This is a genomic window from Rhodococcus sp. Ni2, from assembly GCF_021352185.1.
GTDB lineage: Bacteria > Actinomycetota > Actinomycetes > Mycobacteriales > Mycobacteriaceae > Rhodococcus_F > Rhodococcus_F qingshengii.
Map to the genome: position 1 here is coordinate 217,350 of NZ_WOXZ01000003.1, position 22,179 is coordinate 239,528.

Consider the following 22,179-nt stretch of genomic DNA (forward strand, 5'->3'; position numbering starts at 1 on the left):
CTCTCAGCAGGTCATTCGCGTCGACGGATCGGTAGTGGTGTCGAGCCACTTGCCGTAAGCGTCGCCTCCTGCTGCGCGGACGTCCTTGCAGATCTTCGACTCGCTGTTTCCGGATTCGCGATACACGGTGTAGATCGCAGTCCCGGAATCCGAGACTTGACGCAGTGACGGGCAGGACTGGTCTGTGCGTAGGTATTTCGAGCCGGGGAACGCGTCGAGGTAGTTCTGGATCTCGCTGGCGTACGTTGCCGGATCGGTGGCATTGGCCAACACCACGATTCCGGTTCCTTTGCATGAGGGGACGGTGATCGGCTTGCTCACCCCGAGATCGCCGTTCTTCGTGGCGGGGTTCGGCGCCCGCGTGGTGGTGGTTGCCTGCTGTCCGGCGGTGGGTAGCGGCTCGAGCTTCGGCGTTCTGACCGGATCCTGAATGGGTGCCAGTGCCGACGTGGCGGTGGAAGCTGCTACAGCGGTTGGTGATTCGGGGCCCGAATTCCCCAGCGTCACCCAGGCCGCCGTGCCTCCTGCGGCCAGAACGAGTGCAACTCCAGCCGCACCGATCGCGATCGGTGCTCGGTTTCGCTTGGTCTTTGTCACGATGTGCGTGTAGTTCCCGTGAGCGGGATTCGCCGTGGTGTAGGTGGGCTGCCCGACGATCGTGGGTTGCAATCCGCCGGCGGCACCGGGGGTGTGGGTCGTCGAGAGGGCCTGCCGCGCTTGGAGTGCGAGCGCTCCCGTAGTCGGATAGCGGTGTGCGGGATCCTTTGCCATGCCGCGAGCCACGGTGGCGTCAAGGCCTTGCGGGAGCGACGGAACCGCCAGTGTGGGGCGTGGCGGCGGAGCGTTCAGGTGCGAATTGACCAGATGCTCGATGCTTGTGGTGTTGAAAGGTGTTGTTCCGGTGAGTGATTGGTAGAGGACACAAGCCAGGGAATAGACATCCGCTGCGGCCGTCGGCGTTTCGATTCCGAACCGCTCCGGCGCCATGTATGCATACGAACCGACTGCGCTTCCCTCGGTGGTGATCTTCGTGTCCGTCTGTGAGTATGCGATTCCGAAGTCGACGAGGTAGGCGAAGCCGTTGTTCGTGAGAATGATGTTGTCTGGTTTGACGTCACGATGGATGAGCCCGCGGGCATGGGCGGCGTCCAACGCCGACGCGATTTGCGAGACGATGTCGACGGCTCGTACAGGCGTGAGTCGGCCGAATTCGGTCAACTCGGCTCGCAATGTGTGGCCTTCGACCAAACGCATGTCGATGAAGAGGACTCCGTCGATTTCGCCCCAGTCATGCACCGGGATCACGTGCGGTTCGTTCAGGGCGGCGGTGGCGCGAGATTCTCGGCGGAAACGAGCTTGGAATGACGGGTCGGCCGCAAGCTCTCGATGGAGCAACTTGAGTGCGACCAGGCGATCCTTCGAGGTGTCGTACGCCTCGTACACTTCACCCATTCCGCCTCGGCCGAGGAGGCTACGCAACTCGTACACGCCGAATCGGGTTCCTGATCGCCCTTCGTGCGAGCTCGAGGCGTTTTCAGTCATCGTCGGTCCCATCGCTGCGGTGCAGAGTCGGCCATCAACATATCGTTGTCAGGAGGTGCCGGGGGACCGCCTAGACTGATGTACGTGGCGGGCCGAATTTCTGACAGAGACATCGCGGCCATTCGCGAACGCACTCGCATCGAGGACATCGTCGGTGAATACGTTTCACTCAAGCGTGCCGGTGGCGATTCGATCAAAGGTCTGTGTCCCTTTCACGACGAGAAGTCGCCGTCGTTCCATGTGCGACCCAACCACGGCCTCTACCACTGCTTCGGCTGCGGTGAGGGTGGTGACGTGTACTCGTTCCTGCAGAAGATGGATCACATCAGCTTCGTAGAGGCCGTCGAGCAGTTGGCGGATCGACTCAGCTACACGATTTCGTACGAGGGCGGCGGACCGTCCGTTCAGCGCGATCGCGGCACCCGCGCACGCTTGATCGCAGCAAACGCGGCGGCTCAGGAGTTCTACGCCGCTCGTCTGCGCGAACCCGATGCCCAGGCGGCTCGCGACTACCTCACCGAGAGAAACTTCGACGGTGCAGCGGCCCTGCAGTTCGGGTGTGGATACGCGCCAGAAGGTTGGGACACTCTCACAAAACACTTGATGTCCAAAGGTTTCGAGTTCAAAGAACTAGAAGCAGCCGGGCTGTCCAAAGAAGGCCGGCGAGGTCCGATCGACCGGTTCCATCGCCGACTTCTGTGGCCGATCCGCAGCGTCGCCGGTGACGTCATCGGCTTCGGTGCCCGCAAGCTCTTCGACGACGACACCATGCCGGGTAAGTACGTCAACACGCCGGAAACGATTCTCTACAAGAAGTCTCAGGTCTTGTTCGGCTTGGACCTCGCCAAGCGCGACATCGCCAAGGGACACCAGGCGGTAGTCGTCGAGGGCTACACCGACGTCATGGCGATGCATTTGGCCGGCGTCAAGACCGCCGTCGCTTCGTGCGGAACCGCCTTCGGTGAGGAGCACCTTGCGATGCTCCGTCGACTCCTGATGGACGACAGCTACTTTCGCGGTGAAATCATCTACACCTTCGACGGTGATGCCGCGGGGCAGGCCGCTGCGATGAAGGCGTTCGAGGGTGATCAAAAGATGGCCGGGCAGACGTTCGTCGCCGTCGCGCCCGACGGAATGGACCCGTGCGATCTGCGACTGAAGTCTGGTGACGCCGCCGTTCGCGACCTCGTGGCACGGCGCACTCCGATGTTCGAGTTCGTGGTGAAGTCCATCCTCACCGAACACGATCTGGAGACCGCTGAAGGTCGTGTCGAGGCACTGCGTCGTACCGTGCCCGTCGTTGCGCAGATCAAGGAATCAACTCTGCGCGACAGCTACGCGAATCTGTTGTGCGGATGGGTCGGTTGGGACGATCTTCCGTCGGTTCGACGACGCGTGCGTGACGAAGCTCGCAAACGGGCGTCGACGCGTGGATCGTCACCGGCGCCCAAGCGTCGTCAGGTTGTCGACCAACCTGCTGCCGATGCGCTTGCGCTGCCGATCGGAATCTCCAGGCCCCGGCCCAACGATCCCGCGCTCTCGACGCAGCGAGCTGTCCTCAAGGCCGCATTGCAGCACCCTGGCATCGCCGGCAGTGTCTTCGACTCGTTGCCGCCCGAGACGTTCACCCACCCCGCCTACGTTGTCATCAGACAGGCAATGGCTGACGCCGGTGGAACGAGCAAGGGACTCGGCGGCGCCGAGTGGATCGAAGTCGTTACCAAGGGCGTCGAAGACATGACGGTGGCCTCGGTTGTATCTGAGCTGGCCGTCGAACCGATGCCGTGTGACGAAGACACGGTTCCGCGCTACATCAACGGAGTGCTCGCACGACTGCAGGAAGCGTGGGTGGGCGAGCAGGTTGCCGACCTCAAATCCAAGCTTCAGCGCGTTTCACCTGCTGCAGCCCCCGAGGAGTACAACTCACTGTTCGGCGACCTCGTGGCGCTCGAGCAGTATCGCCGACAGCTGCGTGAGCAGGCTGTCGGCGACCAAAGCGTCTGACCTAACGGTTTTTCTTCAACTGGTCGTGGGGGACCAGAATCGTAGTCTCCTCGTTGATCGGCTTCATCGGCTCGAGCTTGGGCTGAGTACTCAGTGAGTCGGCCAGCTTCTGCCGTGACGCGTCCAACACCTTCTTGGTGGCCGGACTGGTGGCCACCGCCTTCGCGGCTCGGCTGATCTGCTCGTATCGTGCGCGGCCCGCTTTGGTTCCCAGGACGTACCCAGCTGCAACACCGATCAACAAACGCATCATTCCTGCTTCCCTCCAGCACCGATCGTCCTGACTCCATCCTGCCTGATGACTCGCTGGGCAGGCGATTTGGTACTTCGGTGAAGGATTCGCTACAGTTTCTCAGGCAACGCCGGAACGGGCGAAGCGAGCAAGACAATCCCCTGTAGCTCAATTGGCAGAGCTTCCGACTGTTAATCGGACGGTTGCTGGTTCGAGTCCAGCCGGGGGAGCAGCAAAGCCCCTCACCTGAGAAATCGGGTGGGGGGCTTTCTTGTTGTGGTCTGATCTTGTTTTTGTCTGACCGCGTTTTGGTCAGACCTTGTTTTTGTCTGACCTAGTGCGCTCGCAGCAGACCCACCGATCGAAGTGCCGATTCGACGTCTGCCGCCTTGTTTGCTTGTTCGCCGCGAATTCCCAGCCGTCGAGCGCTGAGGACGTTCACCGGGTTGTCGTCGACGAAGGAGGTCTGCTGTGGACGCGCATCGAGCAACTCCAGCGCAGCCAGGAAGGCCGCAGGTTCGGGTTTGGTAGCTCCGAGCATGCAGGAGAAAACATGCTCGTCGATTGCCGATGGAGTTACGACACTCTCGATGGCGGCCAAGAGAACAGGTCCGTTGTCGGAGAGTGTGGCGACCACGACCCCCTCGCTTCGAAGCGCGATTGCGAGATCGATGACCGCGCGGTCCGGGATGAAGGCCTTGGCCCAGGCTCGGCGTAGCTCGTCGCGGTCACCAGGAAACCCGAGCCGTCGAAAGCGTTCCAGGATCGCGGTTTCGGAGTGAATGCCGAGATCGCATTCCTGGTCGAACCCGGACGCGAACACGAGGGCATGAATCTCGTCTTCCGTGACGCCGATGGCCGCAGCCAGTTCTGCGGCGCGACGGTCAGGCTCGAATCGACACAGCACGCCACCCAAGTCGAACAACACGAGTTCAGGTGGTCCGCTGTCGTTCGCCATGTCGCAGAGGATAGGCGGCATCAGCATCAGTGAACGCGAAGCGAAGATGATGGCGGCGGAGATGCGAAAAGCCCGACGCAATACCTGCGTCGGGCTTTCGGCGGAACCGTCGAACTGTTCGGCCGGTGCGCCTACTTCGCTGCGCGATCCGACGGCTCGAACAGTCGGACGATGTGGCTGGGGTTGATGTAGTAGACACCATTCGGAGAATTGAGAACGAGAGTGTCTTCGGTGAAATCGGTGACGGTGCCGTTCAGCTTCGCGCCGTCGGACATGATGATCCGGATCGTGGCCTTCGAGTTCTTGAATTCGGTCAGTGCAAGCTTCATGTGGTGATCCTGTTCCGTGGGGTGTGCACTCCCACGGTATCGGCTCATCGCGCCTGTGCCGACCAACCTTGGAAGACTCGACTCGAAAGAGTGCAACGCGTCACCGCCTGCCCGATTGTGATCCGCGTCGGATGTGCCGGTAACATTCGGATTCGCCGCGATGCATCGCATCCGGATGGGGCGGTAGCTCAGTCGGTTAGAGCCGTGGACTCATAATCCATTGGTCGCGGGTTCGAGCCCCGCCCGCCCCACGTGAGAGGCCCTTTTTCGAAACTCAGGAGAAGGCATCCATCGTTTATTCATCCTTTATGGCAACCGCTTTGTCCAGCAGTTTCGCAACCTCTGAGTGCTGACGCCCACGTGTCATGTACTTGTCCTGAGTCATCGAGATATTTCGGTGCCCGAGATGGTCGGCCCCTACGCGTGCGGACAGGCCCTCGTCGTCGATGAGGGTGGCCACCGACTTGCGGAACGTGTGAGACGTACTGTCGGCGACCCCGAGTTCATCGCGAACCTTGCGCCATTGCTTGCCGAAGTTGTTCGGGTCTCGCAACGTGCCTACAGCCGAAGGGAAGATGACATCGAGTGCGCCGGAACGCGGTTGCTTCGCTCGCTTCTTCAGCATCTCGAGTGCGAACAGGGGGAGCGGGATGGTGCGTAGTCCGGCGGCAGTCTTCGTCTCGTCGACACGCTTCAGGCCCACCCCCTTCTCTCTGACGACCTTGCCGGTAATAGCTACGGTGCCGGAGTCCAGGTCGATGTCCTGACGACGAATCGCCAGCAGCTCGGAACGCCGTACCCCTGTGGCAATCAAGAGGGTGATCGGATCCACGAGATCGTTCGCTTGGCAGTAGTCCGACTCTCCGAGTGCGACCAGGAGAGTTCCAAGCTGGTCGCCCGTAAGTGCTTTCGCACCCGCCGGCGGATTCTTGGCCCGGATCCTCGACACGTCATTGACCGGATTCGAACTCAACGCCCCAACAAGGACCGCCATCGCCAACGCACCGCGGAGGATGGTCTTCGCTTGGCGCGCCATGGTCGGTCCGTGTTGCTTCGACATTGCCCGCAGTGCCGTGTCGATCCGGCCGGCAGATGCCTCACTCAGGCGGAGGCCGCCAATCTTCAAGTCGAGTTTCTTCAAAGCGAACTCGTAGGTCGACATCGTGTTCGATGCCCTGCCCTCCTCTTCGAGCCTGGCTAGGTAGGTCTTGCATAGAGCGGAAATCAATGTGTCAGAGTCAATTTCATCCTCGGAAGGCGTTCGCCGTGCAGCCAGGGCGTCGAGGAGTTCTTCTTCGGCGATCTTGCCGTGCTGGTCTCGAACATCGACCGGTGTGCGCCGCTCGACAACGCGCACAATGCCGTCATCGTCGCGGTAACGGCAGCGGGCAAGGTACGCGTCGCCGCCGAGGGGAATTCGAGCGATCTTGCCGTGCTGGCCAATGCGGAGGGGTGGTCTACCGCGTGACATTTTCGCTACTCACTCTTGTGCCTTCTGGATCAGGCGTTCTACCGGATCTCCGATGAAGTCTTCCGAAAGTTTCCGGTGTTCATCGCTGAGAATTCCGCGCTTGCGTGCTGCGTTGACCCATTTTGAAGTAGTTGGGCGGGGAATTCCGTACTGGCGATTTAGTTCGCCAGTCGGTTTTTGTCCGGTTGACTGACAAAATGCATAGAACTCAGCAATATGCTCCAGTGCCTCATCCGTCATTCCATTAACGGCAAAGTCTTTGGGCGGAGCTTCGTATCCACCGATTGTCCATGCGTTCCCCATCTTCCGGCTGAATTGGAAAATCCCGCCGAGTGCCGCTGCCGCGGCCACGAATTCGCCGACGGGTATTCGCCTCAGAAGCTCGGAGGTGACAGGTTTTCCGCCTGGGACCATTCGTGCTGTCAGCTCCGTGCATACGAGCCGGCCTTCTGAGATGTCCAGGGTCATCGTCACCTCGTAGGGGATGGGGTTCGGGTCGTCGGAATCGGGACGATACGTAGCAGTTGCAGGAACCTTTGCGTGAATGCGTCCTCCATACAGGGACCATCCGCCCCGTTTTGCAGGGGTGGGCTCAAGGAAGGGCATGCCTTCATCTAAGCGGTCGTGAATCATCTCGTCAAACTGTTGCACGTCTCATTGCGTTGTGCTAGAACTTGGAAGCAACACTTCGACAAAGTGTTTCCAGGAAGGTTTGATGAAGATGACAACGGATTACTGGCTCTCGCGCCAAGAGGTAGCGGATCGGCTGAAACTTCCGGCGAAGACGCTTACTCAGTGGGCTTTTCTCGGCAAGGGCCCGCGCTACGCGAAGATGGGCAAATTTTGTCGCTACAAGTTGAGTGACGTTATCGCCTGGGAGGAAGAACAGTTTCCGCGTCGAGCGGAGCTTGTCAATGATTGAAATTGCAAACGACGCTAGTCAAGCGGTTGCACCCGCACATATGACTAGCGCCGTTCAGAACCCCATCCTCGAAGAAGGAGTTTTTTCTATGCGCTCTATTGTACGTCCCCACGTGTTCGGAAGTGAAGTGAGAGTCGGCTCACATCGAGACCGTCTAGGCAATGAGCAGGCGGTTTCCGTGGGCGTCACTGAATCCGGCGGCATCGAGATAACGCTTCCCGGAGGCGGGAAGCCTCCGCTCCGGCTCTCGTTCGACGAGGCTGAGGAGCTGGCCACGGTACTTGCTGACAGCGCACTCATTGTTCGTTTTTCTCACGGTGCCGGATTCACGGAGGTGGCGTGATGGCTTCGAGCTTTCTCAGTGACCGACTGGATCGTCTTTCTCCGCTTGTGTATCCAGTCGAAGGCGATGTTTCGGACGCCAAGATGTCAATTCCGGTGCCGCTCGCAGAAGCGCACGAGAACGGGGTGACGGCCGGACTTCAGGTCGGCGTATTCCGTTGGGGCGATCAGACTTCGGTTGATCGATTGGTGAGTGTGGGTGAGGTCAACAATGACTGGCGGATCGTAGGACAACTCTGCTACCTCACGCCGGCGATGGCCTTGCAGCTCGCTGCAGACCTCACTGCCGCCGCGTTCCAGATGATCGAAGACGGGCAGGCGCCGAAATGACGATCATCTTGAATGCGCCGACGAGTGAGCAAGTTCAGTCATCCCTGAGTTTCAACGATGCATCTCGGACGATCCTTGCGGAGGTGGTGAAGCATCCCTTCGCGGCGCAGGTGTCACGCTGGGATGCCAACGACCATGGAGATCTCTACGGCGATCCCCCTCGCATCGAGATTGATTGCTCGAAGCAGGACGGGGGAGACATGTTCTTCGACCTCACGATCTTGCCGGACTACGTGGAGACGTTCGCGGAAGTAGTGAACGAGATCGTCTCCGACTACCGGGCAATCGTCAGCCGGGTCAAGTCCCTCGTTCGCGATGAATCCGAAATCCGCGTGGCGGCTGAAATCCGAGAGTCGCTCTGATGCGGCCGAATCCAGCACACGGACCCTAACCATCTTCGATCTGTCACCAACGCCTGGCGCGGCATTCCTGGTCGACACACGAAACGGGGCTGGTCCTCCAGCGCGGAAGGCCAGCCCCGTTTCACCCTCGAGAAAGACACCCAATGCCTCCACGTAATTCTATCCCCTACGGGCCTGATAATGCTTTGCTCGCAGCGCATCCCGATCTCTGGCCGCTTGCCTTGCAACGGTTGGACGGAATGCCCGTTGGCACCGAGTTCACCGCCGCGCAACTCGCGGAAGATCTACCTGGCTACGCAGACGACAAGCCGTCGCGTCTCGGCGCCCTGATCCGCGAGCTCAACCGCAAGGGGTACGTCGAATTTTATTCCTACGGGCCCCGAGCCGTCCCCGGGGACTGGGACTCCCCGGCTCGCGTCTGGCGGCGCACGGCAAAGCCTGCCGTGAAAGGCGGCGTTTCATGAGCACACCAACGATTCGCCCAGTGGGCGTTCAGAATCCGACTGCTGAAGTTCTGCTGATCGGCTCGCTACTCTGGGCCTCTGCAGAAGATGTCGCCGGCGCAGTGCAGTGGATCGAACCTGACGACCTCGAATCGGCAGCACTGCAGGAGATTCTGGCCGCAATGAAACGACTATCGGAGTCCGGCAGTGCCACCAACACGACGGTGGTCCACGACGAGCTCCGGCGCTGTGGCGGACTCTCCGGTCACCGCGGCCAGCTGGTGAACAAGGCGCTCGCTGATGCCACGACCTCGGGTGCATCCGATCTGATGGTTCGCCCGTACGCCGCAGCTGTCGTGGCCGAAGCGTATCGACGTCGCTACCGATCACTCGCAGAGAGCCTGATCGAATTCGCCGACACCCTCCCTGAGGTGGAACTCATGCCTTATCTCACTGATATCGGCACCAAGTGCCGTAAACACTCCGAACGTCTCGCAGCACTGCGAGGTGAACGATGAGTGAAACGCACATGTCGACGATCGACGAGTTCTTCAATGCCACAGCCGAACTGCAAACCATCCGACAGTGGGCTCGAGCTCGCTACGCCGCCGAGTGGGCGGTATTCGGTGGCGTCCTTCTTCGTGTCGCCGCTACCACCGGCCCCGAAGTTCAGTTGCCTGGTGTCATCGGCGGACGAGCTTCACTGAACCTGCTGTGCGCGTTCGTCGCTCCATCAGGTGGCGGTAAGGGAATCTCGGACAAGGTGGCCCGTCTCGCATGGCCGGCACCCATCGTCGAGCGCCCGATCGGATCGGGTGAGGGTATCGCTGCAACATTCGTACCGCCGAAGAGGGAAGGCATAGAACCGATCACCAAGGCGATCATCAACGTGCCGGAGATTGACACCCTTGCTGGCATCGCGTCACGGCAGGGCTCGATCTTGTTGGCGCAGCTGAAGTCGGCAGCGATGGGTGAACAACTCGGGCAGGCGAACTCCAGCGAGGCAACCACCCGCATCGTCCCTCCGCACACCTACAGGCTGTGCATGAGCGTCGGCGCACAGCCTGCCCACACTGGGGTGCTGTTCAACGACACGACGGGTGGAACGCCGCAGCGGTTTCTTTGGTTCCTCACCACAGATCCCGATATGCCCGCCGACGTCACTCCAGACCCCGAGCCACTCAATACACGCCTGCCGTTCTGGCGACCGGACGCCGACGGTGTTATTGAGGTCGTCTACGGCCCACCCGAGATCACCGAGATGATCATCGGCGCGCACATTGCACGGCAGCGTGGCCAGGAAGATGCGCTCGACGGACACGCCATGCTCACCCGACTGAAGGTCGCAGCTTGCCTCGCGATTCTGCATCACCGCGGTGTTGTCTCCGAACTCGATTGGCAACTGTCGGGTGTGGTGATGGAGGTGTCGAACCGGACTCGCGATTGGGTGGTAGCGGAATCCAGGAAGGCTGACCGTAGGAAGATCCGAGACCGCGCGATCGGTCGGGCTATGGGTGACGAGGTGGTGGAAGATCGACGCCTCGATCGTGCGAAGGAAGGCGTTCTGCGGTGGCTCGAACGCCAGGGCGAGCTTCCAGCCAACAAGCTTCGTACGAATCTCAAGGCAAACCTGCGCGACTACTGCGGGGCTGCTCTCGCCGAGCTCGTTGACGCTGGTCAAGTCGTCCAGATCGAGGTGGAGAGGGGGACGCGTTATCGCTTACCGGAAAGTACAGGGTGTACCGAGGTACAGGGTCTAAAACCGCAGCTAGGAGACGGTGTACCCCCGGTACAGGGTGTACCTTTACCTGCTCTTCATGCTGTAACCGACGCCCCAGGTGAAACCTCGCAGAAGACAGCGCGTCAATGGATAGACGCGTACGTCTCCAGGATCCTCGATAACGGCGTGGATACCGTCGAGTCGGCAAAGGTTTACGAGGCGGGTCAGGTTGCCGGATACAAGATCGACAACCTTCGGCAGGCCGCGAAGAGCTCAGATCTGATCTCGGTCGCTGCCCGCAAGGGGTCGGTGACGGTATGGAATCTCGGCGCCGGCGGTGAGAACACTGTCGTCTCGGCCGAGGAGTGGCTGACCGGATGGCTGCGATCTACCGGTGGATGGGTGAAGGCAGCTGATGCTTACGCGGCAGGCCTCGTAGCCGGGTACGGGCGAGACACCGTCAAGTCGGCCAGTGTCCGCGCTGAGGTCGACAAGCGGGGGCAGTCCATAGCGACTGAATGGTCTGTCGCCACTGTCGTTGAGCGGGGTGCGTGATGGCGGAGCAAGAAACCCCGAGGCGTCGGTCCGGCTCGCGGAAAGACCCAGGAGAACTGGCGCTCCTTGCAGAGATTCTTGACGGCCGGCCCAATCTCCCGCAGGCCAGGTGCCGAACGAATGCCGAGTTGTTCGACGACATTGTGGACGGCAAAGCATCCCGTGACGACAAGAACTATGCGCGTGGGTTGTGCCGGAGGTGCGTGCACTCTGCCGAGTGCCCTGACTCGCTCTCCCGTCCCGAAATCGCAAAGGCGGGCTGACTGATGGCAAGGCTCGTCTTGGACGTCGAGGGTGGGCTCACCGTGGCCCGCAACAGCAACAAGCGGATCCGTCTCGATCTCGGACGCACCGGAATCGGCGTCGTACTGACCCCGCGACAAGCAATTCGACTGGCAAATCAGCTAGTCGACGCCACAGAAGAACCGACCGAAGGTAGGAAAAATGACTGACAACACCAAGCCCGACACTCGCTTCCACATTGGTGACGACGGCCTCCCCGACGGCGTGACAAACTTCGATCAGGTTCGGGCCGATGCTTGGGAGTTGTTTCAGGACATCCTCGACGCCACACAAGACCCGAACAAGGTGGCCGCGCACCTGAATGCGGCCGAAAAGAAGGTCGGCACTGTGCAGTGGAGCGCGACCGCAAGTCACGTGATCGCGTTGATAATGCACTTCGGCTTCGACCCTCTTGTCCGGAAATTGAACGACATGGGTCAGTCTCCGAGCCAAATTGTCGACGTTATCGACTCGAACGTGAAAGCCGCGGCCTTCGACTACATGCGCCGAGACGTCACGGATCAGGAGGCCCAACGATGAATCCTCCTGGGCCGCAGGCTGCCCCAGCGGTCCAGGTGCTCGGTGCAAGTCTCCTTCTGCGAGGTTCTGCCGTGATGAATACTCAGCGTGCCGTCCGGTCGCTGATCGCGGCACATCGGCGCGAAGGGATTGCGCCGCCTCCTGAGATCGCGGCACTTCTGCGGGCGTGCGACGACGCTGCACGAGAGCTCCTGGCTATGTCCGGAACCGGACAACGCGACACGACATCGACAGCGGTTCAACCACACTCGGATCTAGACAACATCGGGACACGAGAGGTGGCGAAGATCTTGCGGATATCACAGCGACAGGCACAACGCTTGTCTGCAACGCTCGACGCCCGCCAACTCGCTTCGCGTCAATGGATGTTCGATCGCACTGCAGTCCTCGCATACCAGCAGGCGCAACGGGAGTCCGGAAGGGCAGCGTAATGAACCAGTACAACGTCAAGTCAGCATGTGTCTACATCTCCGCAACGCGGACACGTGACGGCGCGATGTTGTACCGCGGATACCCTGTGCCGCAGTGGTGCCCACCCGATCTGGTGGACCACTTCATCGAGAACGAGCTCGTTGAGCGATCGAATTCCGTCCCCGCTCCAGTTGTGGAGCTCCTCTCCATGACTGGAGCGGGTGGCGCCGATGACGCCTCAGCAGTCGACGCGCTTCGCGTCGGCGCAGAACTCTGACTCGAAGGAACCGCGACATGGCTCTCATCACCATCGGCTCCCTGGTCCAGCCCGGCCAGGTCGCCGAAATCGATCCTTACTCACCGACTGCACTCGAAGACGAGTACAAGTCGATCAATTCGAATGTGTACTCGCTAGCCCTTCGCGACGTCGGTCCCGCGCCGAAGATGTTTCTCGCCGGCACTTCCTCGCTACCCGAGTTCACCGCATCCGGGATCGCACCGGAATCGCTGCTCAAACTCCCATATCGCGTCCGGCACGCTGCGGCGGCGGACCCTGACCGTAGCTCGGTGCAACGCCTGTTCGAAACCTACGCGGACTGGCCGGACGCCACGCTCGAATGCCCGGGTCTTCGAGAAGCTGTCGGCCGAGTTCAATCGTGGCTCAGCAGCCCGCCAAAGTCTGCGGCTCCCTCGGAGTCGGATGGCGAAGACACCTGGAATGCGATCTTCGGCGACAACGGCTCTGGAGCTTCAACCGCTCCCCAGCCCTCGGCTGAAGGCTACCTCCGCCGGCGGGGGTTCTGACGTGAACTCTCATCAGAATCAACCCCTGACGTTTGCGAGGTAATGCCATGGCAGGCGGAAGAATTGATGTCGAGGTTGCAGCAGACCTCGGACCATTCAACGAGGAGTTCGAGAGCGGTCTCGAGTCAGCAGGTGAGGCCGCCTCGAGCTTCGCCGGCAAGCTGGCTGGAGTGGCCGCAGTTGCCGGCGTAGCCATCAGTTTCCAATCGGTGGTCGATACAGGCGTCGAGTTCACACGGACACTGAACGAGATGTCAGGTGTCTCCCAGGCCACCGGCGCGCAGATGGATGCCGTCAAAAACAAGGCCATGGAACTCGGTAACGACATCGAGTTGTCCGGCACTTCCGCTAACGATGCCGCCGCTGCAATGACTGAGTTGTCCAAAGGTGGCCTCTCCGTTGAGCAATCGATGGACGCCGCAAAGGGTAGCCTCGCACTCGCCGCAGCCGCGCAGATCGAAGCAGCCGAGGCTTCAGAGATCCAGTCCCAGGCCCTGAACACCTTCGGCCTCGAAGCCAAGGACGCCACACTCGTAGCCGACACCCTCGCAAATGTCTCCAATGCCGCCAGCGGTGAAATCACCGACTTCGCTATGGGGCTCTCGCAGTCGGGGCTCGTCGCACACAGCCTCGGAATCTCCCTGCAGGACACCTCCACTGCACTCGGCTTGTTCGCCAACAACGGCATGGCCGGCAGTGACGCCGGAACCTCTCTGAAGACGATGCTCGTTTCACTGGCCTCGCCGAGCAAGGTCCAGGCCGGAGCCCTCGAAGACCTGGGTATCAGCGCATTCGACGCCGCAGGAAACTTTGTCGGACTTCGCACCATCACTGAGCAGCTCGCTGACGCTCAGCAGAACATGACGCAGGAGCAGTTCGCCTCCGCCGCGGCAACGGCATTCGGCACAGACGCTGTGCGCGCTGCCTCGGCAATGGCGTCCGAGGGTGCCGGCAACTGGGACACCATGGCCGAGTCGGTCGGTCGAGCCGGCGGAGCACTTGAACTCGCAGGAGCCCAGAATCAGGGATTGCCTGGAGTATTCGAGCGCGCTGGCAATGCATCGGAGCGCTTCCAGCTCCAACTCTTTGACCTCATCGACGGGCCTCTGACCAGCTTCGGCAACACGGTCGTCGGAATCGCTGATGGCGCCATGGATCAGTTCGCTATCGCGCTCGACAATTCGGGCGGCGTTCTCGTCGGAATGAACGAGGTCATCGGCGGATCCCTGACCAACCTGCCGATGCTCGAAGGCGCCTTTAACAACGTCGTCAGCACAGGACGATCCCTCGCCGAGATGGGCGTCAGTGTCGGAAACGGCCTGAAATCCATCGCCGAAGGCGCATTGGAATCGGGCAGCGTCGTCGACACCCTGCAGGGAACCCTTAGTCTCACCACTGGTGTCATCTCGACCACCTTCAACGCTATCCAACCTCTGGTTAGCGTGGTCGCCACAGCAGCCGGAGCGTTCGGAGCTCTCCCCGGCCCTATTCAGTCCGTAGCCGTCGGGCTCGTAGCCCTCAAGGTGGCGTCGATGGCGACCTCAGCCTTCATGGCCCGCGGTGTTGGAGACATGGGCCGGATGGCAACCGCCGCACACGGACTCGGAACTCGAATCCAGGGACTTCCCGGCACGGTTCGAAATCTGGGTACCTCACTGCAGACTGCGGGTGGAAACTTCCGAGCCTTCACCACGCTATCGGGTCAGGCGGGTGCTGGAGTTGGGCGGTTTGCCGGTTCGATGCAGGTGCTCTCGACCGGATCGGGAAGTCTCTCACGCATCGGGCAATCGTTCGTGACAGCCTCCACTGGAGCTCAGCGATTCGGCACAGCGATCGGCACACTGGCTGCGGCGGGAACCGGCCTCAAGACCATGGGCGGAAACCTGCTGAATGCCGTTGGTGGTCCATGGATGATCGGCATCGGCGCAGCGATCGCGGCGTTCTCTCTCTACTCGGCGGCGCAGCGCAAGGCGGCGGAGCACAATCGGATGCTCACCGAGTCCGCCAAGGAACTCGGCGAAGCGCTCTACAAGTCCAACGGGACCCTGAACGCGACAACACAGCGCGCAGCGGCTAACGCACTCGAGTCTGCCAAGCTCGCCGGGACGGGGCGATCGTTGGTCGAATACCTCGAAAGGGTCGGAGTCTCAGGTACGACGGCGGCAAAGGGATTGGCTGGATCTCGTTCCGAGATGAAGGCCACCTTGGCAGTCCTCGAAGAGCAGGCTCGGCTCGAAGCTCAGGTCAACAAAGAGCGAGTCGGCCAGGGTTCGGAAGGGTTCGCCTCCACTGCACTCGGTGGAATGTTCAACGTCGGCGGTGCTCGCGACAAGGCCAATGAAGCGGCGAATGCTTTGGCGGACTATAAAAAGTTGGACGAGGAAGCCCGCAAGCTGGCTGAGTCCCAGAAGCGCATAGACCTGGCAGCCGGATTCATTGACGCGAGCGGCACCTCAACTGCGCTCGGGACGGTCACGGCGACCATGAAGGCGTTCGCGGATTCAACCGGTGGCGCGGCGGACAAGATCGACATTCTCAACGGCGGTCTGGCGAAGCTTCGCGGTGATCAGATGAGTGCGGAGGATGCTCAACAGCAAGTCAATGATGCCATGAGGTCATTCGGCGAAGCGGCGCGAGCAGCCGGCAGCAGCGTCGACGAAGCAACGGGAAAGATCGATACCACAACGGCGGCCGGATCCCGACTACGCGACGAGATGAAGAATGTCCGCACAGCATTCGACAATGCAGGTGCGACGGCTCGTCAATCTGCTAGCCAGCAACAGCTCGGCGCTAGCGAGTCGGCGGCAGCGGTTGAAGCAGCAGGACAGCGCATCCGCGATGATTTCATTCGGCAGGCGATGGAGGCAGGGTATTCACAGGCCGCAGCCGAATCGCTGGCAAATGCCTACGGTCTGCTTCCGAAGGAACTTGTCACTCACGTGCAACTGACCGGTACGGCCGAGGCGCAATCGGCGATCGAGCAGTTCATTGCAGCCAACTCGGATCGAAAGATAATCGTCGACATCGTTCAGAATGTCGTCAATCCGAACTACAACCCCGCGCCGATGCCGACCAGCCTTGAAGGAATGTTCGGCACCCGCGCATTCGGCGGATCCATCGAAGGCGGTATCCCCGGCAAGGACTCGGTGCCGATCCTCGCAATGCCGGGTGAGCACGTTCTCACCACCGAGGACGTCGACAACCTTGGTGGCCAGCCAGGTGTGTACCGCTTCCGAGAAGCGTTGTCTCAAGGCAAAGTCGGCAAGTACGCAGACGGCGGAGCAGTCGGTGCCGACGGGCTGGATCGGATGATCGAATATGCTCGGGCCAAGGCGGGGATTGGATACAACTACGGGCCGTGGGACTGCTCGATGTACATGTCCCACATCGCCGCAACGGGCATGGGGCAGCAGCCTCGTCGACTGTGGACGACGTACTCGATCCTGGGCGGCGACCTGCAGGGCATGCAACCTGGCGGCAGTGAGGGCCACTTCCGGATCGGTGTCAGCCAGGAGCATATGGCCGGCACCTTGTTCCTGAAGGACGGCTCTCGGGTCGATGTCGAGAACGGCGGCAGTAACTCCGGATCGACATTCGGCGGCAATGCGGCTGGATATGACGACGGTCAGTTCCCGAATCAGTTCCATCTTCCCGACGCCATGCTCAATCCAGCACTGCAGATGGCACTCACCGGTGGGGCCTCGTACACAGCAGGAGCGTCGAGCAATCCCTGGACCGAGAAGGATGCACTCGCACTCGAGTCCGCAAGGGTGTCAATCATCCAGGCTCAGGAGGACCGAGATGCCGTCTATGCCAATGACAAGAAGACTGAGGCCGATCGGCAACAGGCGGACCTGAAAGTCCAACGCGCAGAACTGAAGGTCAAGGAACTCGAACAGAAGCGTGACGGTGCCGGATCGGCAACGTCGATCACTCCGGCTCCCGCTCTCACTGGAGCTATGACCGAGGATGCAATCGGCATCCGCAATGCGGAGATCGCTGTACTCGACGCCCAACTGTCCCGAGACAAGACGTACGCCGACACCACGTCCACATCACTGGACAAGGAGAAGGCCGACATCGCCGTGTACTCGGCACAGAACCGACTCGAACAGGCGCGCAAGGATGCGACCGAAGCCAAGGATGGTAAGACGTTCTCGCTCAATGATCGCTTCAAGCAGTTCGGTTCCGACGTCGGTGGCATCATCGCCGGCGCCCTGGTCGAACAGCTACCCGAGTCCGTCTCGAACTCCCATTGGTTCACCACCGACTGGGAAGGGTTGATGGGAACGAAGACGACACCCATCGCTGCCGCCGCGACTCCGACCTTCAGCACTGCGGAGATTCAGGCACAACTTCCCGTGACTCCGGGAATTCCTAATTGGGAATCCATGATTTCTAAAATCGGCGGAGATGATTGGCAGAAGCGAGTGGCCGAAGCACTCCGGTTGCCGACCGTCCTGCGCGACGGTGGTGGACCGGTCCCTCATGGCACTGCGGCACTGAACCTGTCGGGCGCCGAGGAGTGGATGCTCACGGCGGACGAGCGGCTGAATCTCAGTCGCGACTTCGCGCTGATGCGTGGCGCCAAGGGTGGCGATGGCGGTAGTGCGGACATCAGTGCCTTGACTGCTCAGGTTGATCGGCTGATGACTGTGGCCAGCAAACCATCCAGCGTCTACAACATCACCACCCGCGACGTTGAAGAGAACGCACGCCGCATCCGTCAGATCGAGAACACCAGAGCACTCGGTGCAGGGTCTCGGTTCTGATCATGCGCCTCAAGGTCCTGCGTGACCATGGACAGCCACTCTCCGCGAACCCGGAGGGTGGTTGTCGATCACGACCGACGAGTGACGAAGGGCATCTGGGATGGTCTCCTCGTTCACTGCGATGCAATCGGGTGCATGGTCAAAATGACCTCACACGATTCGGGTGCCGGCCAACCGACAGTGGGGCACCGGCGGTCGGCCGCAAGCCAATCCGAGACGACGAGACTTTCAACTCCAAAGTCCCCTTTCATTCAATGTCAGTCAATGCCCTGACCTGCGGCGATGCAACTCGTTCGACCTGCGAACGATCCCTCTGACCTGCGCAAACGCACGGGGTGGGGGTCATCCCCAAACGGGGGAAAACGTCCCGCCGCGGGGGAGGTGAGAAGCAGGTTTGTGTACCGAACAACTCGAACGAACCCACGAGAAAGGGCCCCTGATGCCTCCTCAGAAGAACTGGACCAAGCCCAACAGTCGAGCGCACCGTCGACCCAATACAGGCGCTCAGCGTGCCGCTCTGGTCGTCTTACCGAGCCAGGGGTGTGAGCTCCCGGTACCCACCATTTCCGCCGGCCGTGAGTGGTCCGACAACGAGAAGGCTCGATGGACGGAACTCTGGGAGTCTCCTCAGGCGACCCAGTGGGACGAGACTGCAACCGGAACTGTGGCCTTGCTCGTTGCGTACGAGTCGATGCTGCTCAAAGGCGAGGGCACTGCGTGGATCGCCCAGGAGGCCAGACATGCATCCGATGCGCTGGGACTGACTCCCAAAGCGATGGCCGCGCTCGGCTGGGCTGTCGAGCAGTCTGGTGGTCAGCCATGAGTGAGCGTCGCCGAGCCCGGGCCGGCGCCCATGCAGTTGGGGCCGCGGGAGCTGTTCCTCCCGAACTGCTCGGAACATTCGAAGAGCATGAGGTCTGGTTCGACCGAGAAGCGTCTCTGCGATGGTTCACACGACACCACCTCAAACCGTGGCCCACGCCCGATGCATACGGCCGGGACAACCCGCCTGGTCGACGGGACTACGCGGTGCATCAGTGGGCACTGGGCAAAGGAATCGAGTCCTCCCGCTGGCCCGGCAGTATCGACCATGTCCGTTTACGGGCTCTCGGAATCACCGAACGAACACGCGGATCGAGGCGCCTGCGGCACATGACTTAAACACGACTGGGACTCGGACTTGTTTCCGACTGCTCGGCCCCCTATCGCCCGATGACGGTTGGGCGAGCCTGACGTGCTAAAGGCTGGAAACGTCGAGCGACCTGTGCCGTGAGATTTGCATTCGTTCCCAGCTCAGACAAACGTGTTCAGCATGACTCAGCAAAACGAATGCGCCGTTAAGAACTGCACCGAATCTGCGACAAGAAAGCTCGGAGGCGAGGCGAGGGGCATCCGCCTGTTCGGACAGGTCGAACTGCCGGAAGCCTCGGTGGAGATATGGCTGTGCGCCGACCACGAATTGAGCGACGCCGGTTGGGAGTGGATTTCCTGATAGGCCCGAATGATCCCACCTGAGCTAGTGGGATCATTCGGCATGCTCAGCGGGCTAGGTGCTACCTAAATTCCGCGCTGTGCAATCTCATTGCGGCACTCCTGAATTTCTGTCTCAAGGCCTGAGATGAGCGAGGAACCCAGACCCTCGGCTATCGCGGTTCGTTGCGCATTCTCCAATCCTCTCAAGCGTGGGTAAAGTTCGTCGTCGTCCATATCAATTGGGGATTTCATGCACCCATCGTTCCCGGCCGCTCCGCAATTTCCTAACGTTTAGCGTCTGACCTCAATCGGTAGTCGTCACCTGATCCCATAAGGGTTGCTCTTGTTCCTGTCCATATGGGCCTCGATGAACTTGAATTCTTCCTCGATCCCCGCGATCACTTCAGGATCTGCGCCGCGCTCCTTCGCGTCATTGAGAGTTTCCCTCAACTTCAGGTTGCGCTTGAACGCTTCGTCGTACGTCATCTGCAAAATTTCACGCTTCTTATACGGTTCCATACGAGAGTTGTATCTGTTCGCCATGTTCCGCGCTACTGAGACGTGCACGTCGTGTTTGACCCGTCTCGAATTGCTCGCTCCGCACCTGGCTAAATCTCAAGACACGGGGCGGGGCCGGCACATAGAGTCTCGCGCATGAACAATCTGAAATGCGCCACATGCACTGGCCAGCAGGCCGACTCGGTTGTCAAGAAGTTCGGGCACACGAAGGGCGCAGTTCATCAGCGGAGCACCGTCTATGAATGCGACGAAGGGCACTACACCACGGAGGGCGGGATGCCTGTCGAGTCCAGTGATGTAGTGATGGCCGAGTCGTAGCACCAAACCCTGCTTAGAACTGCTCACTACCACCGCCCGACGACAAAGCCCCCACCTCCTAGTGCGGTGGGGGCTCCTTAGTCATTTGTACGGGGCCGAGCTGGTCTTCCCTTACCCTCCGACCCCGCTGATGCGACGGTACCACCCCATCGAACAGGTGTGCGAAACTTTCGATATGCCGTCCACCGAACGATCTCCGAGCAAGTGCCCGAACGGGCATCTGTTGGCGGCGAACACATGCCTCGTCGGGTGGGAAGTCTGCGGCTGCACAACCGCCCACAATGGTGGGCATCGGACGCACTACTGCCGGCGATGCGGTGAGACGATCCGGACTCCAGAGTGCGCCGGCGCGGAACCACAGAAGTCTCGGTGGACTAATGGGTCGGCACAACCTTGAGGCGACGTTGGCAGCGCTCGTTAATCTACTGTCGTGACCACTTTCAAGCTGTCTCGCAGTCCGGATGACGTCAGTCCATCGCCAATCCTCGACACCTTTAGTGAACTAAGCAATCGAGCAAACCAGGGAATTGAGGATCTTGCGCAGCTATCGGTCGCCGACGACTCGCTCGTTGCCGCTGACGATGCGGTCATGACAGCCAAGTCCTACCGCGAATCGGTATCGCTACTGATCTCAAGCGCTTACGACCACCTCCGACTAACGGCAGTGTCGGTCGTGACACTACGGGGAGTGCTGCCGTTCGCAATGGCCACGCCAATCAGAACCAGCCTCACTGCGTCGTCAACAGCTTTGTGGCTCATGGGGCCAACCGCCGAGGATCGCCGACTTCGAATGCTTCAGTATTGGTTGCTCGACAATCGGCGATTTATGGAGTTCGTGAAGAACGGCCATCCATCCGGCGAAGGGGAAGTGGTGGAGCGAAATCTCACGTCTGCCATTGCTGAGGTCGAGGCTCGAGGATCGCGCTTTCTCGCGAACGGCACCGCCCTCGAATTCTCCGAAAGAGCGATGAAGAAAGAAGCGGCGACAGACACTGAGATGGTCTCCGCGGCCGGCGAGTGGCTCGACAGCGACGGGTTCGATGGATTCGACCCTAAAATCGAGGTGGCGCGTCAATGGCGATTGCTAAGCGGGCATGCGCATGGATTTAGATGGCCCCACGCAGCCAGTGAGACCATCACCGAAGCTGACGAGAATGATTGGGCCCAAGTCACTTTCAGCTCCAATGCGGGCGATTTGCTGTCGAGCGCATTGATCGCTCTGCGACTCACGGATGCAGCTCGTGCCCGTTTCCAGGAGTTAGCGTCGACTCCCAAAAATGCTTAACACCTCTCACCTTGGCAACCCTGCCGGCTCTCGGTTCAATCGAGACCAGGTTCAGTTGTGTCGAGTTTCGACACGCCGCGCCGTGGCCCACATCGGAAGTGCAGACTCTCGACATGCGAACTCCATCCCTGCCGAAGCGTGGCCGTTGGACCGAAGAGGATGCAGCACATCTCGAGAAGGTGCTGGCGACCTTCCCTCCATGGAACTCCGAGCAGATCGCAGTGGCTCGACGGACTTTCGGCGCTGCGCAGGCTCGTATCGAGGCCGAGGAAGCACCAAGACACCGATAGCTCAGCGGCCGTGGTCGGGTGACCATAAAGTGCAGAAGCATGACTGAGAACATCGATACCCCCTGGATGGACGTGAACGAGGCCGCGGCGTACATGCGCCGGCATCCCGTCACTGTCCGCAAGGATCTTGAGTCCGAGCGCCTCCTCGGGTACCAGCGCAAAGCGCCGAACGGCCACTGGCGAATCCATCGCGACGACTGCGATCGATTCCTCCGTGGCGAAGTGAGCTGAGTCGTGTTGGTATCAACACGACTGGCTTGAGAGTGACATCGTGT

The 22,179-nt window shown here is 60.6% G+C and carries 28 protein-coding genes and 2 tRNA genes; 23 read left to right on the plus strand and 7 right to left on the minus strand.

All coding sequences use genetic code 11. The features are described 5' to 3' along the window. Positions 1–3 precede the first annotated feature (3 nt). Positions 4–1,554, minus strand: a complete 1,551-nt coding sequence (locus tag GN300_RS27470; protein WP_063316213.1) for a serine/threonine-protein kinase — start codon at positions 1,552–1,554, stop codon at positions 4–6. 72 nt (positions 1,555–1,626) lie between these two features. Between GN300_RS27470 and dnaG the strand changes: the two genes are divergently transcribed. Next, positions 1,627–3,546 (plus strand): DNA primase, encoded by a 1,920-nt coding sequence (dnaG, locus tag GN300_RS27475; RefSeq protein WP_030536590.1) that lies wholly within the window; start codon positions 1,627–1,629, stop codon positions 3,544–3,546. A gap of 1 nt (position 3,547) precedes the next feature. On the opposite strand, the gene GN300_RS27480 is transcribed toward dnaG, so the two are convergent. Beyond that, positions 3,548–3,799, minus strand: coding sequence for a hypothetical protein (locus GN300_RS27480; protein WP_003941570.1), 252 nt, complete (start codon positions 3,797–3,799; stop codon positions 3,548–3,550). Between the two features lie 136 nt (positions 3,800–3,935). Here GN300_RS27480 and GN300_RS27485 point away from each other — a divergent pair. Next, positions 3,936–4,008, plus strand: a tRNA-Asn gene (locus GN300_RS27485). 104 nt (positions 4,009–4,112) lie between these two features. Here GN300_RS27485 and GN300_RS27490 read toward each other — a convergent pair. Next, entirely contained in the window at positions 4,113–4,736 is a 624-nt protein-coding gene (locus GN300_RS27490; RefSeq protein ID WP_233405712.1) for an HAD-IA family hydrolase, read from the minus strand. A 131-nt stretch (positions 4,737–4,867) separates the two neighbouring features. Continuing rightward, entirely contained in the window at positions 4,868–5,065 is a 198-nt protein-coding gene (locus GN300_RS27495; RefSeq protein WP_223304512.1) for a hypothetical protein, read from the minus strand. A gap of 177 nt (positions 5,066–5,242) precedes the next feature. On the opposite strand from GN300_RS27495, the gene GN300_RS27500 reads away from it, so the two are divergent. Then, positions 5,243–5,316, plus strand: a tRNA-Ile gene (locus GN300_RS27500). 44 nt (positions 5,317–5,360) lie between these two features. Here the strand turns inward: GN300_RS27500 and GN300_RS27505 are convergent. Next, complete coding sequence (locus GN300_RS27505) at positions 5,361–6,536, minus strand: site-specific integrase (protein WP_063316211.1); 1,176 nt, start codon at positions 6,534–6,536, stop codon at positions 5,361–5,363. A gap of 9 nt (positions 6,537–6,545) precedes the next feature. Continuing rightward, positions 6,546–7,187, minus strand: a complete 642-nt coding sequence (locus tag GN300_RS27510; RefSeq protein WP_156511748.1) for a hypothetical protein — start codon at positions 7,185–7,187, stop codon at positions 6,546–6,548. Between the two features lie 64 nt (positions 7,188–7,251). Here GN300_RS27510 and GN300_RS27515 point away from each other — a divergent pair, with 64 nt between their 5' ends. The 16 genes from GN300_RS27515 (at position 7,252) to GN300_RS27590 (ending at position 19,511) form a co-directional block, all read left to right on the plus strand. Then, positions 7,252–7,458 carry an AlpA family transcriptional regulator gene (locus tag GN300_RS27515; protein WP_063316209.1) on the plus strand — a complete coding sequence of 69 codons (207 nt, stop codon included), beginning with the start codon at positions 7,252–7,254 and terminating at the stop codon, positions 7,456–7,458. Next, entirely contained in the window at positions 7,451–7,801 is a 351-nt protein-coding gene (locus GN300_RS27520; protein WP_156511747.1) for a hypothetical protein, read from the plus strand. Before GN300_RS27515 ends, GN300_RS27520 begins: the two co-directional genes overlap by 8 nt. Further along, positions 7,801–8,130 (plus strand): hypothetical protein, encoded by a 330-nt coding sequence (locus GN300_RS27525; protein ID WP_063316208.1) that lies wholly within the window; start codon positions 7,801–7,803, stop codon positions 8,128–8,130. The genes GN300_RS27520 and GN300_RS27525 overlap by 1 nt, the downstream gene beginning before the upstream one ends. Then, the gene (locus GN300_RS27530; RefSeq protein WP_063316207.1) at positions 8,127–8,492 is read left to right on the plus strand and encodes a hypothetical protein; all 366 of its coding nucleotides are present in this window, start codon (positions 8,127–8,129) and stop codon (positions 8,490–8,492) included. Before GN300_RS27525 ends, GN300_RS27530 begins: the two co-directional genes overlap by 4 nt. Before the next feature lie 143 nt (positions 8,493–8,635). Further along, positions 8,636–8,956, plus strand: a complete 321-nt coding sequence (locus GN300_RS27535; RefSeq protein ID WP_156511746.1) for a hypothetical protein — start codon at positions 8,636–8,638, stop codon at positions 8,954–8,956. After that, positions 8,953–9,453, plus strand: a complete 501-nt coding sequence (locus GN300_RS27540; RefSeq protein ID WP_082845761.1) for a DnaB-like helicase N-terminal domain-containing protein — start codon at positions 8,953–8,955, stop codon at positions 9,451–9,453. Before GN300_RS27535 ends, GN300_RS27540 begins: the two co-directional genes overlap by 4 nt. Next, on the plus strand, positions 9,450–11,210 hold the full coding sequence (locus GN300_RS27545; RefSeq protein ID WP_063316204.1) for a hypothetical protein: 1,761 nt from the start codon (positions 9,450–9,452) through the stop codon (positions 11,208–11,210). The genes GN300_RS27540 and GN300_RS27545 overlap by 4 nt, the downstream gene beginning before the upstream one ends. A 266-nt stretch (positions 11,211–11,476) precedes the next feature. Beyond that, positions 11,477–11,662, plus strand: coding sequence for a hypothetical protein (locus GN300_RS27550; RefSeq protein WP_063316202.1), 186 nt, complete (start codon positions 11,477–11,479; stop codon positions 11,660–11,662). Further along, positions 11,655–12,032: a hypothetical protein gene (locus GN300_RS27555; protein ID WP_063316201.1), complete on the plus strand. Its 378-nt coding sequence runs from the start codon at positions 11,655–11,657 to the stop codon at positions 12,030–12,032. Before GN300_RS27550 ends, GN300_RS27555 begins: the two co-directional genes overlap by 8 nt. Beyond that, positions 12,029–12,463, plus strand: a complete 435-nt coding sequence (locus GN300_RS27560; RefSeq protein ID WP_063316200.1) for a helix-turn-helix domain-containing protein — start codon at positions 12,029–12,031, stop codon at positions 12,461–12,463. The genes GN300_RS27555 and GN300_RS27560 overlap by 4 nt, the downstream gene beginning before the upstream one ends. After that, a complete protein-coding gene (locus tag GN300_RS27565; RefSeq protein ID WP_063316199.1) occupies positions 12,463–12,720 on the plus strand; it encodes a hypothetical protein in 258 nt (85 codons plus the stop codon). The genes GN300_RS27560 and GN300_RS27565 overlap by 1 nt, the downstream gene beginning before the upstream one ends. A gap of 17 nt (positions 12,721–12,737) precedes the next feature. Beyond that, the gene (locus tag GN300_RS27570) at positions 12,738–13,247 is read left to right on the plus strand and encodes a hypothetical protein (protein WP_063316198.1); all 510 of its coding nucleotides are present in this window, start codon (positions 12,738–12,740) and stop codon (positions 13,245–13,247) included. Between the two features lie 47 nt (positions 13,248–13,294). After that, positions 13,295–18,019, plus strand: a complete 4,725-nt coding sequence (locus GN300_RS27575; RefSeq protein ID WP_063316197.1) for a phage tail tape measure protein — start codon at positions 13,295–13,297, stop codon at positions 18,017–18,019. A gap of 439 nt (positions 18,020–18,458) precedes the next feature. Then, positions 18,459–18,842 (plus strand): hypothetical protein, encoded by a 384-nt coding sequence (locus tag GN300_RS27580; RefSeq protein ID WP_197487730.1) that lies wholly within the window; start codon positions 18,459–18,461, stop codon positions 18,840–18,842. Then, positions 18,839–19,180 carry a hypothetical protein gene (locus GN300_RS27585; RefSeq protein ID WP_063316196.1) on the plus strand — a complete coding sequence of 114 codons (342 nt, stop codon included), beginning with the start codon at positions 18,839–18,841 and terminating at the stop codon, positions 19,178–19,180. The genes GN300_RS27580 and GN300_RS27585 overlap by 4 nt, the downstream gene beginning before the upstream one ends. Positions 19,181–19,331: 151 nt before the next feature. After that, positions 19,332–19,511, plus strand: coding sequence for a hypothetical protein (locus tag GN300_RS27590; RefSeq protein ID WP_156511745.1), 180 nt, complete (start codon positions 19,332–19,334; stop codon positions 19,509–19,511). Positions 19,512–19,810: 299 nt separating this feature from the next. On the opposite strand, the gene GN300_RS27595 is transcribed toward GN300_RS27590, so the two are convergent. Further along, entirely contained in the window at positions 19,811–19,978 is a 168-nt protein-coding gene (locus GN300_RS27595) for a hypothetical protein (RefSeq protein ID WP_156511744.1), read from the minus strand. 168 nt (positions 19,979–20,146) lie between these two features. Between GN300_RS27595 and GN300_RS27600 the strand changes: the two genes are divergently transcribed. The 4 genes from GN300_RS27600 to GN300_RS27615 all read left to right on the plus strand — a co-directional run bounded on the left by GN300_RS27600 (position 20,147) and on the right by GN300_RS27615 (position 22,135). Then, a complete protein-coding gene (locus tag GN300_RS27600) occupies positions 20,147–20,329 on the plus strand; it encodes a hypothetical protein (protein ID WP_063316193.1) in 183 nt (60 codons plus the stop codon). 430 nt (positions 20,330–20,759) lie between these two features. Next, positions 20,760–21,614: a hypothetical protein gene (locus GN300_RS27605; protein ID WP_063316192.1), complete on the plus strand. Its 855-nt coding sequence runs from the start codon at positions 20,760–20,762 to the stop codon at positions 21,612–21,614. A 113-nt stretch (positions 21,615–21,727) separates the two neighbouring features. Beyond that, complete coding sequence (locus GN300_RS27610) at positions 21,728–21,904, plus strand: hypothetical protein (RefSeq protein WP_156511743.1); 177 nt, start codon at positions 21,728–21,730, stop codon at positions 21,902–21,904. Between the two features lie 39 nt (positions 21,905–21,943). Beyond that, the gene (locus tag GN300_RS27615; RefSeq protein WP_063316190.1) at positions 21,944–22,135 is read left to right on the plus strand and encodes a helix-turn-helix domain-containing protein; all 192 of its coding nucleotides are present in this window, start codon (positions 21,944–21,946) and stop codon (positions 22,133–22,135) included. Positions 22,136–22,179 lie beyond the last annotated feature (44 nt).